The sequence below is a fragment of the uncultured Clostridium sp. genome (assembly GCF_937920395.1).
Lineage (GTDB): Bacteria > Bacillota > Clostridia > Clostridiales > Clostridiaceae > Clostridium_AD.
In genome coordinates this window covers 1-14,770 of sequence record NZ_CALEVF010000175.1, presented here as the reverse complement: position 1 = coordinate 14,770, position 14,770 = coordinate 1, and the positions used below count along the sequence as shown (strand labels likewise).

Sequence of the window (14,770 nt, the reverse complement as noted above, 5' to 3'; positions counted from 1 at the left end):
TAAATCAGCTATATTATTATTTATACTAGCCTTTGTTATTGCTATTACTGGAATTCCCCTCTTTTTTGCATTTTTAGCGCATACAATAACTTCTTTTGTTTCACCAGAGTACGATATTGCAAGGGCTACATCACCGGGCTGCATTAATACGGATGTTGTTATTTGCAAATGGGTATCTATGTGTGATATACATCTCTTATTTATTCTACTTAACTTATAATAAAAATCCTGTCCTACTAAAGCTGATACACCAACACTATAGACATATATGTTTTTCGCGTTAATAAGTAACTCGATTGCCTTATCCAGTTCTTCTTCCTTTAACAAGTTAACTGTCTGCTGCATAATTGAATCTATTGAATTTTTTATTGTATAAATTACATTTTTTGTTCCTAGATCACCCTCTAAATATTGAAACTGAGTAGCTTGCTCCATTTTATCTAAACTTATAGATAGCTTAAGTTTCATTTCATTTAAACTATTAAAGCCCATTTTTTTAGCAAATCTAACAACTGTTGGTGCCGATGTTTTAGTAATACTAGCTAGATCCTTAGCTGACATTGTTATGATACTTTCCTTAGTTTCTAATAAATAATTTGCTATTAGTTTTTCACTATCTGTAAAGCTTTCATAATTTTGCTTTATGTATCTTAATACATCCATAAAAACACATCCTATTAAATTTCATTTTACTTATTTATAATATTAAAGTGAAATTTTTTTCCACCCTTTATATATTTTAATAGATAAAGATTCTTTTGTAAAACACATGCTACAACATTTGTCCTATAATCACCTTTTTGATCCACTTTTAATATTTCTAATTCTCCCATATACCTTTTGTAATCCTGGTTATCTATAGTAATATCTCCATAACTTTTATTAGCTGTATTTAATGACTTTATTTTATCTCCATTAAGAAGTAATCTACTTTCGCTAGCTCTTATAGCTTCTCTAGCCTCATCTTGCCTTTGGGTGTAAGTTTCACTTAATAATCTTAAAGTTATATTATCGCATTCTTTTAATTCTATAAAAAGCTCTACCACATCAGGTCGTAATCCAGATAAATCTTCTAATTCTTGCATGCTCGGAAGTGAATCTCCTATAAATACAGATTGATTTCCAAGGACAAATAAATGATTTGCAGCTTCGCGTACCTCGAGTCCTCTATGATCCTCAAGTGTTGGTAATCCATCAAATAACGGACCTCTCCTTTTATTATTAGATTGTACAAAAGCTGAAACCATAATTCCCCTTTTACTTAATATAGCATTTTTTTCTTTCATACATTCTTCTGAAATACCCGTACCCACTCTAGGATAAAAATTATGCAGTGCATCAACATTTTTATAGTTAGGTAAATATATATCTAATTTTTCAAAAAATTTTTCAGTTACTGTTGATGCATTTAACTGGATTTTGATTCCATAAGGGTTATTAGTCATTTTAGATATTTCTTCTTCTCTATACCCAAAATCTATTCTTATAGTCTTAACCCCCATATCGCTAAGTCCACTCAAATCCATATCCTTTAAATCTAAAAGATTAAATGTATTTGGAGATATATCAGTTATTATATCCATATCATATTCTTTAGCTAACTTGAAAAATTCTTGTGCCTCAGTCTTTAAAATACTATAATTTGCCTCTGGTATCTGAAATGAGGTAAATATTCTAATGAATTTAAGCTTATGAGCCTCCTTTAATAATCTTATATTCTCCTCTTTTGTATTATCTAGCCCAAAATAAATTGAAATACCGTAACTCATAAAATCCCTCCTTCTAATTATTAAAAGAGACCCGTGAAGGTCTCTTTTAAATTGTTAATCCACTGGATCTTCAAAACCCAATATGCTAGTAAAGAAATATCCACCTATATATGATACCACTACACCTATTAAGAATAATCCCATTTTACCATTTGCAATTAATAATGCGAGTGGTAGTCCCGATACGCCTATTGCAACGGCTCCAACCTTAAACATTGCCATAACCGCTCCGCCTAATCCTGCTTCAAGGCAAGCTCCTAGAAATGGCTTTCCAAGTGGTAATGTTACTCCATATATTAAGGGTTCCCCTATTCCTAAAAATCCTGGTACTAATCCATTTTTAGCTACTTTCTTTAGCCTTTCATTTTTTGTTTTTCTAAGGACTGCTATAGTAGCCCCTACCTGTGACATTCCAGCAGTTGCAAGTACTGGAAGTAATACTGTAAATCCTACATTAGCTATTAAATCTGCATGTATTGGAGTTAATGCTTGATGCATTCCTGTCATAACAAGAGGTAAGAATAACGCTCCTGATATTCCTCCTGAAATAACTGAAACAAATATATTGTTTGAAGCTATTGTTTGTGCTACAACTATTCCTATACTATCAGAAATAAACCCTCCAATTGGTTGAAGTATACATAATGCCGCTATAACTGATATCGTAAGTGTAAGAAATGGTGTAAGGAATAAATCTAATATATCTGGTACAAACTTTCTACAAGTCTTTTCAATAAAGCACGCTAAAACTACTACTATTATTACTGAAATAATTCCTCCACGTCCTGGAGTTAATGCTTTGCCAAAAAGAGTTATCTTTGCAAGGTCTGCTGATGAGAGAATACCACCTAATACTCCGCCCATCATTGGCATTTGTGAACCAAATTCCTTAGCTGCATTTACACCAACTAGGATTGATAATATCGAGAATACACCATTACCTATAAGTCCTATTATTTTAGCTGCAGTTGTAGTTTTATATTCATCTCCAAAATAGACTCCTGCTATATTGTTTATCGCAAGAATTAGTCCACATGCTACGAATAATGGTATTAAAGGAATAAAAATGCTTCCCAATCTTTTAAGTATATTTTTAAATTTAGTATTATTCTTTTGTTTTAATTTACCCTTAGTTTCTGCTACTGCATCTTCACCAAGAAGTACACTTTTTTCAATTATTTTATTTACTTCCTCAGTTACCTTATTTACCTTACCTGGGCCATAAATAACTTGTAACTCTCCCTCAGCCTGGACTACCCCAAGAGCTCCTTCTGATTTTTTTATTTCTTCTATTCTTGCCTTTGAAAAATCTTTAAGGTGAAACCTACAACGGGTCATACAATTTATAACAGATATAATATTACTTTTTCCCCCAACTAACTGGACTAAATTTTTAGCTATATCTTTATTTGTCATAATACTTTCCCCCTCTTAATTATTTTTTAAAGCTTTTGCTATATATCCTTTATTTTTGTCTAATCTAATTCTTGCCTGCTGCTTATTAAGTTTTGATAATATCATAAATATTGCAAGCTTTACATCAAAATTTGTTTTACTTAATACTTCTGTTGCTTCTTCAATATCTAATCCTGTTGCCTCGCATACTATTAATTTAGCCCTCTGCGTTAGTTTTTCATTAGTTGATTTTACATCTACCATAAGATTGCCATATACTTTACCCAGCTTTATCATAGCTCCTGTTGATAACATATTTAATACCAGTTTTTGAGCCGTTCCTGATTTAAGTCTTGTGGAACCTGTTACAACTTCAGCTCCAACTACTGGTGATATTGATATTTTTGCTACCTCTGAAACCTTTGAATTAGCATTACAAGTAACTGAAATGGTTAATGCCCCTATTTCATTTGCATACTCAAGTCCCCCTATTACATATGGCGTTCTACCTGATGCTGCAAGTCCTACTACGGTATCATTCTCTGTTAGTCCTTTACTTTTTAAATCTGCTTGGGCGAGCTGCTTAGAATCTTCAGCCCCTTCTATTGCTCTAAAGATTGCTTCCTTTCCTCCGGCTATTATCCCTTGTACCAGTTCTTCTGGTGTCCCAAAGGTAGGTGGACATTCCGATGCATCTAAAATACCAAGTCTTCCTGAAGTCCCTGCACCGATATAAATTAATCTCCCACCTTTATGCATTCTTTTGGCTATGCTATCTATGGCTAGTGCTATTTTAGGAAGTTCCTTTTCCACAGCCTCTGCTACCTTTTTATCTTCATTATTTATTATTTTCACCATTTCTAAGGTTGAAACCGTATCTATGTCCATGGTATTTTTATTTCTACTCTCTGTTGTTAGTTTTTTCAAATTTAAATTATCCATATTACCTCCTAAATTAATCAGTGTTTTTGTTTTGAAAACGTTTTATTTTACAACCTCATACTAACATTTTTGAAATTATGTTTCAAGCTATTTATTAAAACATTTTATTTTATTTCAATTATAAAAATAATTAGACACTTAATATAATAAAGATACACAATATAATTTGTGTATCTCTTATTTGAATATTCTATTAAATTTTTAAAACTACCTATATATTCATTAACTATTAGGCTATATGTCAAATCATACTCTTTAGTTTCGTCTTTCAAATTTTTATAAAGAAATGTGTTGATACTTATGATCCCTAAATATCATTTTTGCAGAAGGTACATCTAAAGGATCATGAACATCTATTTCTATTGTGTTAAAAGGGAGAGGAATAGTGAAATTGTCCCATCTACCTTTTAATTGTATTTTTCTTTTGCATTTTATTGCAATAGGTAATACCTTACGTTTTGTAAGGTGTGCTGTAATAAATGGAAAAGGCTTTGCTTCATGATAAGGACCTAAGGGTCCGTCAAGAGTAATTGCTAAATTGGCACAATTTGGACCACTTATTTCCCTTTTTATTTTAAACAAAAAGTTTCCGCCCTCACTTTTATCAGGTACTCGAATTGTCTTATATCCAAAATGGTTACATATCAAGTTAATATAATCTCCTCTTCCATTCTTCGTAGTAATTACGTAGAGATCTTTTCCACTAAGGTAAGGATATAGTGAATAACTATCACCATGCCAAAATACTACAATAAATTTTTCAGCATGAGCAGATTCTAAAAAAGCATACTTACCAGTAGAAATTATTTTGCTAGTTTTATACACAAATTGGATATAATAAATAGAAATGAGTGTAGTAAGTTTACCAAAAAAATAAGCTATTTTACTCATCTATGGTCACCTCTTTTTTTATGAATTATTGCCTTACGGTATACCTTCACAGTGGTTTCTGCCATAACTTCTAGTGAAAACTTATTGGCAAAGTCATAGGCGTTTTGAGACATATCTTTTAATATTTTAGGACTTTCCATTAAATAAATAACTTTTTCTGACCACAAACTTAAATCAGCTTTAGTCTTAAACCCATTATATTCATTATGAATGATATCATCTATTCCACTTGAAGCAACGGCTACAACAGGACATTTACCAGCCATTGCTTCTAATATAACCATGCCTTGAGTTTCTGACCTTGAACTAAAAACAAAAATATCTGAAGCCATATAATACATGCAAACCTCCTGTGGACTTAGTGACCCTAGTAGGCTTACTGTATCTTTTAAACCTTGCTTCTCTATAGTTTTTAATATATTCTCCTTTTCGGGCCCATCTCCTATAATAATGCACTTAAAATCAACTTTGGAATTATTCTTTATACATTTTATTCCATCCAATAAAAAATAAATATTTTTTTCCTGCGTTAAACGGGAAACTGAGCATAAAATCACTCCGTTTTTACTACTATATTTATTTCGGATAAGTTTTACGCAATTAATGTCTATATTTTTATAAAAATCAAAATCGACTCCTGTAGGTAAAACAGTTTTATCTCTACTTACACCGATATTTTCTAAGTAGTCTCTCGCAGAATTAGTTGGTGCAAGTATAGCATCGCATTTTTGAGAAAATATACGAATCAATTTATGAGAAACTATATTTTCAAAGGTTTGTTTTAAAATCGGTAAATTATGAGCATATTTTTCAAGCCTAGTATGATAAGTTAAAATTACTGGAACTCCATATTTATTACCAAGTTCAAGTCCTTTTGATCCCATCCAAAATGGGTGGTGCACATGAATAACATCAAAATCTTCTGCCAAAAACATTTTCTCTAACTGTGGAGAAAAAATATTAACTATAGGAAAATCAAAGGGCTTAGTCTTATAATAAATTAATAAATTACATCTAATTACATTAGCATCCTCTAGGGTTTTAAGCGGATACCTAGGAGCAAATATTACTACTTTATGCCCTTTTTTACGAAGCCCTTTTGCGAGCCTTGTAATTGAAATCGGAACTCCTCCAATAAATGGTAAATAATTATTAGTAAACATAGCAATATTTAGTTTTTCCTTAATTTTAACATCTTCCACTTCTTCATCAGATTCATTATAATAATTAACAATTTTGCTTACTCTATAATTAATAACGAACGCTAAAAATATAAGAATACCTAGTATTAACATAAAGTTGAAAAACTCCAAGTAGAAAATTGAATGTACATAAAACCAAATATTTCTTAAAATACGCAAAACAACTAAATTTGATGGTTTATCTTCATTTATAACATTATAAGCTACTTTATTATTTTTTATGTTTACTCTAATATAGTGATAAAAACTATTTTGATTATTAAGAAGTAATGCTCCACCAGCACCACCACTTATAAAATATTGAACATTTTTAATTTTTCTATTATTAAAAACCTCCTTACCAGAGGTGAATACTGCATTTATTTTATATTTTGAAAAAGCATCTGTTAAAAAATCACAATATGATTTATTAAGTGATTTAGTATTTACAAGTTTAAATGGTGGTGTATTCATAATTACAAACTTATACTTATATTTACCACTATTAATCATTTCATCTACTAACCATTTTCTTTGCCACTTCTCAGACGTTACTCCAGTTGTATCTAAAAAAATAAAGTAAACATTATTTACACTATAAGAAAAATAATAAGGACCATAATGATGATAAAATCTTGAAGACCCATTATGTGAAGTTTCATTGTCACCTATTCCAATAATAGTTGGAATTTGTATTTTATTTAAACTTTTATTGAGTATTCTATATTTGTCTTCCTCCCCATCTATTACAGCGTTTCCTGTAGAAATAGCCAAATCTATACTTTTATCATCATTTATTTTTTTAACTATCTTTTTATCAAATATATCTATAGAACTTTTTATATTCCCCATTACTGCAAAAGAAATTCCATCTTTTGTATTTATCAGGTTCAATTTTTGTATATTATTAATATTAGTTGAAACATTATCAGGTTCAAAGATAAATAAATAGCTCTTATAAGAAATAATCATTAATAATAAAACAATATCTAGAAACAATAACACTTTTAAATTTCTTTTCTTCCTCATAAAGTTGCCTCCTAAATCGCTCTATATTAAATCATTTCCTTGGTCGCTTATTTTTAACTATCTCTAAATAAAATATTATTAGACCTACTAACATCCCTAAATACATTGTGAAAAATCGCCATAAAAATGTTAATGATACTATATCATTCTTTTCTACGAAATTTGAAAACATCAATGTAAATCCACCTTCAGCAACGCCAGTAGCTCCAGGGGTAGGTGCAAAATATGTGACGAAAGTTAATACTGTTTGTATTGAAATAATTTGAATTATTGAAATGCTAGAGTTAAGTCCTCTAATGAGAATAACTGGAATCATAAATAATGTAAATAGGTACAAAATCATATATATTATGGATAATATTATATATTTTTTATTACCTTTTAAAAATTTTTTAACGCTTAGAGCAAAGGTATCAATTTCTAAAAAACTATTATTTGTATATTTTTCCGCCTTACTTTTTGATATGATATTTATGTTTTGTAGTAAAACCAGTACTTTTGATAGCATTATTTTTATTATATTTGTATTGGTCAGTATTTTATAAATGCCGTAAGCAGTTAAGATATATGCAAGGACTAACCCTAAGATATAAATCAAATTATTACCACTTGGAACAATTTTAAAAATAGCTTTATCCATTATTAAAATAATTGGTGTTATGATAAAGAAAAAGATAAGAGGCAAAATAGTTTTTATAGTAGTCGCTGCAGTAGCATCACCAATTGAAACATCTTTTTTATTTAAAAAGTATATTTGAGCAAAACCACCTCCAGTAGCAAAAGGAGTTATATTGGATAAAAATATATTTATGAATGTAAGCTTAATAAGATATACAAGAGTAACATTGATTTGTAGAGTTTTAAAAACATACAAAAATCTTAAAGCATCTAAAAGGAAATAAAAAACTAATAAAATACCAAGTTCTAATAATATAATAGGAGATAAAAATTTAAATGAAAGAAATAGTGTTTTGTCACCAAAATGTTTTTGTATAAATAATACAGACAAATACGAGGTGACAATAAAAACAAGTGTGAGAATAGAATACGTTAATATTTTTGTTCTTGTAATTATATAATTATTATGATTCAAATCGACATTTAATTTGAGTTTTTTCATGTTTATTCTCCTTGATTTATGATGGTAATTACACCTTCATACTATACTAATCAACATATAATATATGGTAAAAAGCACCATTGTAGAACGTATTTTACAATGAAAGCAGACTTATGAAAATATCTAATATCTATTCTCCCTTTTTCTGCTGTAAATTTACTACTATTATCAATGAATATCCTAAGCATCTGCTTCATCATTTTATAATCAGCTATAAATACGATAAAAAATCAAAAAAATATAACAATGGATGACAGATCTAGAATTTTTTAATGTAAATCTAAGAGCTTTTTAATGTAAAATTAATCTTATATATCTATAATGAAAAATATAATGAAAACTGTTCATTATCATCAGATGTTATATATCAGTACATATAATTAGGATATTATAATCTAAGTTAATATTACTTTTGACTAATTATAATAGTTCTTAAAATTTAAATCTTGTTATATTTAAAGTATTTTCATTTGATTTTTCTTAAATAGTACACAATTTATTCAAAAAATCATTTACGCTAATATGTTAATACTAAATATAATTGTTTAAACGAAAAAGGGGTGGATATTATGGGATTACCTGCAATTTTAGGATTATTAATTGTTATAGTAGGTTTAATATGCTTATCTTCAAGAAGATCTTAATCTTTTATATTTTTGTAAAAATATATAGGTTGCAGTCTCAAGCTATCATATGAAAGGAGTCAATGGAGAATAATTCCATACCTTGTCTCGACCACGTTTTTTGTGGTGGTGCTTGCAATTATCTTCGCAACCTGGTATGAGAGTGAGAAGACTTTGTCTATACATAGTATCTACACCCGTCCTCGTGAAGTTTTTTATTGGATTACCATATTAACAACATTTGCACTAGGTACCGCTGCAGGAGACATGACAGCGATTACCCTACACTTGGGCTATCTATTCTCTGGTGTGCTATTTGTCCTACTAATTTTTATACCAGCTCTGTCATACTGGGTGTTTGGTCTAAGTGAAATTCCGGACTACTGGTTCGCTTATATAATTACAAGGCCTCTCGGCGCATCGTTTGCTGACTGGATGGGAGTATCTCATAATCGTGGCGGTCTTGGACTCGGAACTGGACCTGTCAGTCTTGGCTTAACGATTATAATTCTTAGCCTTGTTGGCTACCTCACGTTCACCCGAAAAAATGTTAATAACGCTGAACATGTCTCATCCTAGTTGATACCTTTAATGTTGAACCAATAAACAATATGTGTGATAAAGAAATTAATTTGTTTAGGCATAAAAATCCCCCCCACATTAAATTGAGGCCACTGAAAAAAGCACTCTTTTTTCAGTAAAGTTTTTAGGGTTGAACAGAAAAAGCATGAAATACCCATGTTTTTGGATATTTCATGCTTTATATTTTTTATATTTAAGTTAAGAAAGCCCTATGTCTTTAAAGGCAAAGCTTTCTAAATTTAGTTAATGTACTTGAGTTTATTAAATATGTTTCTTCTGGGGCTAAATTCAGAAAATATTTAAATGACATGTCATACAAAGCTCTTTCAACGACATCTTCATCAGACAATTCATAGATTACTTTCAAAATTAAATATTTAAATTAGTTTAACCCCTTTTATTTTATTTAACTGTTTTAAATTTTGCTATGTCCTTCTCGTTACTGGATGTTACGGATTTAAAATTACTTAAATTATATTTAATGTCTTCTAATTTGCTACTTACTATAGTTTTAATTTTTATTAAATCTTCTGTTTGTTCGACAACCAAATCTAATTTTTTTTCAAGCCTATCAATTTTCAAATCTGTTTTTTTGTCCTTCTAAATACTGGTTTAGTAAAGAAACCATTTTCTCATCCATTATTATCACCTCATAATTATAGTTTGTTTTCTAGAACATTAACTATGCCATTAAATATTCATTTATAGTTTATATATTTAATGAACTATATTACATATGTTAATATACCATACAATATCACTTTGAAGATCATTAGTTCGCTACTATATTTTATATTATTTATTTTAATGATTTATTGTGCTTTTGTAGTTATAATCACGAGTTACATAGTTGTTAACAGTATTTTAATCCCAACGAGTGCTAGAACTGGAGTGGCTACACACAGCGCAACTAAGATAGAATAAATTCTGGATACTTCAGTATCGTTTTTGTTTTCAAGTTTCATAATAAATTACTCCCATTTCAGCCATTAAAGGATATACTTTTCATATTTATTTACGCTTAATATTGTTGTAAATAGGTGGTTTCCAATAATATATAAGTAGTTAGATTAGATCCCCTCATATTATCTTAACGTAACTAATCTTCGTTGTATAATGATTTAAGCCCTAATTTTATTGCTATTTTCTTTTAAACTATTCCATATAAATGCTCGACCTTACTTCTTAATTTAAAGTTATAAATATAACTTGTTGCAAAAACAATTATATATGCTCCTATAATATCCATGGGATAATGGTGTCCAACATACACTCTTGAAAAGCTTACAATTATTGATAGTATTGTCATTATCATTCCAAGTAATCTATTGTATTTACCTAAACTTAAAGCTATACTCATTGTTCCCGCAGCATGGTTACTTGGAAAGGATGAAGCTGTATCGTGAGGCAATAATAAATTCACCTTATTATGAACAAAAGGTCTATCCACATAAAATATACTTCTAATGATTAAATTTAGGATTAAATTAATAGCTGTTAGAACAACTGCACTAACAGCTATTTTTCTATATTCAGATTTCTTTTGTTTAATCCCTAAAATAAACACTATTACAATAACTGCCATAAATATATAAGGTACATATTGAGAAAAGAAAATCATTGTCTTATCTAAAATAGTGCTTTTATTTGCTAAATTATTTATCATCCTAAAAATTTCCATGTTCATTTTAACTATCCCCTTTATAATATTTGCTGAATAATGAACAGCTCTCATTATATTTTAAATTATAACTGTCTTACCTCTTTGTTAGCACTTCCCCTTCTGAATATATCATTAATATCATAACTACAGTAAAAACAAAAGCAGGAACTACACTTACTGGATTTACTGAGCCCATAAAAGATTGCCCCGTAATATTTCCATAAACCAATAGACATGAAATACCAATAATTCCTGGCCACTTAAATTCCTTAAAAGCATTGTTTTTATTTTTAATAATATCTAATACTGACTTTAATAAACCACCTAACCATGCTATCATAAAAATAGATGTGAATATAACCCCAAACTCAGTAGCTAAATCAAGTATTGTATTATGAGCATCTATATACGGTTTTTTAGGATTCCCACCATATTGCGTATAGTAATACTTAAAATGTCCTGGTCCCACACCAAAGTACTCATGTTCTCTGATCATTCCTAAAGATAACGCCCATATAGGGTTTCTATTCTTCGTCTGACTTATTAATCTATCCCATATTTTTGTCTTATTGCTAACAACAGTTCCAATACTGTGTATTTTAATATCTCCTGAAATTTGCTCCACATCCCACCTATGCATAACATTAAAGGTCATAGAAGAAAATAAAACAATAGAAATCAGCAAATATTTTTTCCAATTCTTTATATCAATGATAAAGATAATGATGAAGCTTATAGCTAGTGTTAGAAGTATTCCTCTTGATTTTTGAGTACTGAAATTAATTATTTGTATCAATAATAATAATTTATATGCTTTATTATATTTTTCTGATAGCTCTTTATTTAGAGCATAGAGCACTATAAATGGCATTGCTATTATAGTATATCCAAGCATAAAATTACTACCGAGTACCCCATAAAGGTGCTGATTCTCTTGCCTAAAAATTAAATTATATATTGAAACAATTATATCTGGTATTGATGATAATGTGACTCCTACACATAAATAAAACAGTATATCTTTATAAAGCTCCTTATTTTTCTTCTTATAACAAAGCATTCCAATGCTATAAGTCATCATTGTAACCATACTAAGCAGCACTAGTTTAAATGCTTCTAAGACATGAATACTTCTTATGGAAGATATGGCCGCGATTATTAACAATACAACATATAGTATACTTATCTTGCTATATTTAGATATAAGTCCTGAAAAGTCAAATTCACCATTTTTATATTCACGAATCATTGTAATTAAATATATAGCAAAGTAAGCTATATATACCACTTGGCCTATCCCAGCTAAATGTAGCCTATTCATAATATACAATAGCATAGGTATTATTGGTATTGTAATGGCGTAAATTTTACTTGCTGTAACAAAATCTTTAAACATTAATATCAGGCTACAAATTACAAATAAGGTTACAAATATGCTACTTAGAAACATAAGAACATTTGATGTACCAATCTTTATAAATAGTCCTATTTCTATAATTATATATAATCCTATAATTATAGAAAAATACTTTTTTAAATAATTATAGTAATCTTGAAGTTCCTTCGTAAGTTTCATTTTCATCCTCCAATATGGTTTTTCGTATTTTGAAATTATATTTTATACGCATTTTTCCTTATAAAACTATAGTCTTAACCTTTGATGATGGTCCAGAATCATATTATACTTCATTAATACTATATATACTTAAAAAATTGATCAGCAATAACAATTATAGATGCATTGCGTCATAATATAGTTCGTTTTAAATTAAATTAAAAACAAAAATATGAAAAAGAACCCAATATAATAAAAATTATAGTGGGCTTTTTTTAATAGATTTTAATATACCCAACCGCCTAGAATTGCATGTAACCCCATAATTTAATCCTCCTTTCATTTTAACTTTTTGTTTTTTTTGTAGTATTTATCGATAGCCTCATTAACATGTACCCAACCTCTCCAACCTCTTTGCTCACTATCCATTAAAATAGATTTGAGTTGTACAAGAATAAAATCACTTACCCCTTTCGGATTTTGAGCTTTTATTATTGAGTATGCAATTTTAGGTGTAAACAATTTAGGATAATATACTATATACCTATTTTCCCAAACTGTAGGATTGTATTTTTTCTTATAATGGTATAAACCTTTAAATCCATAAAAACTATTAAGTTTTTCATATATAAATTCAAATAATTTACCAGTTACTCCAGCCTCATCTGTAGCATTCACAAGTGGTGCCAAACCTAATGTACCCCACTTTACTCCCTCTAGTTTCATCTTACTAAAAGCCTCAACTGTAATTTTTTCCATGACCCCAATAGGAGCATCATTCCTTCGCCTCGTAATATCTGCTAAATAACCCTTTCCTCCAGCAAAAGGAGAAAATACAATAAACCCAAGCATACTTTTTTTATTATTGTAAGCTACAAAATATCTTCTGCCCATAGGATTATCAAGTGATATTGTTCCCAACATAAAAGACAATTCACTACTGCTTTTATCTTTAAGCCATTCATCTGAAACATCATTAATTTGCTGTTCAATTAATTTATCTCTTTTCTCTAGTGGCTTATATTCTGATATCGTAATACCTAAAGTAGAAGCATGATTTATAGCATTTCTTATTTTAGCTACCTTACCTCCCTCTAAGTTATATGTCTCAAGATCAAACATAGCTTCTTCACCACACTTTGTTTTACCAAACCCAAGAAAAGTATATACTGGGATATGCTTTTCTAGTGTATGGCAAAAACATATATCAAAATCATTTTGTTTGGAATACGTTATAAATTCCGTTATAAGTAAAGGCATGTCAAGCTCATCACATATTGGATCTCCTGCACATACTGCAACGCCTGTAGCTATTGTGTAGACTATAACACCTTCAACAATATGCCCAAAATAATATCTTTTATCATCTTCAAGTGCAACATATGAAAGAGAATTTTCGCCGTATTTGTAAAGCAATTTTCTTACCTTCTCTTTGTCAAATGCAGTTACAAAAGGCTGATAAACAAGTGGTTTTAAAATAAGAAAAATTGCAGCTAAAATCCCCGTCCAGTTTATCGCTATTTCAGTCTTTATAAAGACCAGTTCCCTTGTTGATAACTGTCCTAAAGTAGAAAAATCAGATAAAAATAGCATTCTCAAAGTACGCAAAACAGTATAGCCCAATATGTTTACTGTTAAAAATCTAATATTTACTTCATAAGCTACAAACCACATATTAATAATAATTAAAAATATAACTATAAAACAAAGAAACATACTTTTCCTTAGCCTTATTGGATCAGACGCTCTCTTAAATTTTTTATAATTAAAAGACAAAATAATGATCACAATAAATTCAACAATAATAGCAGGATTAAATAAACTGTGTAAGTTAATTATATGCATTAACATTGAAACAGACAGCATACATATTGAAATTACCCATGCCATTGTCATCCTTTTGTAAAGTCTATAACTTGTAAATACCAATACAACTCCTGTAATAACAGAAATTGTTCTATGCAGTACCGGAATTTGTCAACATAGTTGTCGCATTTTTTAATTTCAACCTTTTTATGAT

At 29.3% G+C, this 14,770-nt stretch carries 12 protein-coding genes and 1 pseudogene; 1 reads left to right on the top strand and 12 read right to left on the bottom strand.

What is annotated here, in order from left to right; genetic code table 11:
* From Q0649_RS11470 to Q0649_RS11440, 7 genes are all read right to left on the bottom strand, one after another.
* On the bottom strand, positions 1-663 hold a 663-nt coding region (locus Q0649_RS11470), incomplete at its 3' end, for a MurR/RpiR family transcriptional regulator (RefSeq protein ID WP_298841809.1).
* Positions 664-689: 26 nt separating this feature from the next.
* A complete protein-coding gene (locus Q0649_RS11465; RefSeq protein ID WP_298841807.1) occupies positions 690-1,769 on the bottom strand; it encodes a MupG family TIM beta-alpha barrel fold protein in 1,080 nt (359 codons plus the stop codon).
* A 54-nt stretch (positions 1,770-1,823) separates the two neighbouring features.
* On the bottom strand, positions 1,824-3,185 hold the full coding sequence (locus tag Q0649_RS11460) for a PTS transporter subunit EIIC (protein WP_298841805.1): 1,362 nt from the start codon (positions 3,183-3,185) through the stop codon (positions 1,824-1,826).
* A 15-nt stretch (positions 3,186-3,200) separates the two neighbouring features.
* Positions 3,201-4,106 (bottom strand): N-acetylmuramic acid 6-phosphate etherase, encoded by a 906-nt coding sequence (gene murQ / locus Q0649_RS11455; protein ID WP_298841803.1) that lies wholly within the window; start codon positions 4,104-4,106, stop codon positions 3,201-3,203.
* A gap of 276 nt (positions 4,107-4,382) precedes the next feature.
* Complete coding sequence (locus Q0649_RS11450) at positions 4,383-4,997, bottom strand: lysophospholipid acyltransferase family protein (RefSeq protein WP_298841800.1); 615 nt, start codon at positions 4,995-4,997, stop codon at positions 4,383-4,385.
* Positions 4,994-7,207: a glycosyltransferase gene (locus Q0649_RS11445; RefSeq protein ID WP_298841797.1), complete on the bottom strand. Its 2,214-nt coding sequence runs from the start codon at positions 7,205-7,207 to the stop codon at positions 4,994-4,996. The genes Q0649_RS11450 and Q0649_RS11445 overlap by 4 nt, the downstream gene beginning before the upstream one ends.
* A gap of 31 nt (positions 7,208-7,238) precedes the next feature.
* The gene (locus Q0649_RS11440) at positions 7,239-8,327 is read right to left on the bottom strand and encodes a lysylphosphatidylglycerol synthase transmembrane domain-containing protein (RefSeq protein ID WP_298841794.1); all 1,089 of its coding nucleotides are present in this window, start codon (positions 8,325-8,327) and stop codon (positions 7,239-7,241) included.
* Between the two features lie 746 nt (positions 8,328-9,073).
* On the opposite strand from Q0649_RS11440, the gene Q0649_RS11435 reads away from it, so the two are divergent.
* Positions 9,074-9,529 carry a hypothetical protein gene (locus Q0649_RS11435; protein WP_367179375.1) on the top strand — a complete coding sequence of 152 codons (456 nt, stop codon included), beginning with the start codon at positions 9,074-9,076 and terminating at the stop codon, positions 9,527-9,529.
* 223 nt (positions 9,530-9,752) lie between these two features.
* Here Q0649_RS11435 and Q0649_RS11430 read toward each other — a convergent pair.
* The 5 genes and pseudogenes from Q0649_RS11430 to Q0649_RS11410 form a co-directional block, all read right to left on the bottom strand.
* Positions 9,753-9,914 (bottom strand): annotated as a pseudogene (locus tag Q0649_RS11430) (transposase); the annotation flags it as partial.
* A 20-nt stretch (positions 9,915-9,934) separates the two neighbouring features.
* On the bottom strand, positions 9,935-10,114 hold the full coding sequence (locus Q0649_RS11425; RefSeq protein ID WP_298841791.1) for a hypothetical protein: 180 nt from the start codon (positions 10,112-10,114) through the stop codon (positions 9,935-9,937).
* 568 nt (positions 10,115-10,682) lie between these two features.
* On the bottom strand, positions 10,683-11,219 hold the full coding sequence (locus Q0649_RS11420) for an undecaprenyl-diphosphatase (RefSeq protein WP_298841790.1): 537 nt from the start codon (positions 11,217-11,219) through the stop codon (positions 10,683-10,685).
* A 70-nt stretch (positions 11,220-11,289) separates the two neighbouring features.
* The gene (locus Q0649_RS11415) at positions 11,290-12,771 is read right to left on the bottom strand and encodes an O-antigen ligase (RefSeq protein ID WP_298841789.1); all 1,482 of its coding nucleotides are present in this window, start codon (positions 12,769-12,771) and stop codon (positions 11,290-11,292) included.
* Between the two features lie 318 nt (positions 12,772-13,089).
* Complete coding sequence (locus Q0649_RS11410) at positions 13,090-14,679, bottom strand: bifunctional lysylphosphatidylglycerol flippase/synthetase MprF (RefSeq protein ID WP_298841788.1); 1,590 nt, start codon at positions 14,677-14,679, stop codon at positions 13,090-13,092.
* Positions 14,680-14,770: the final 91 nt, after the last annotated feature.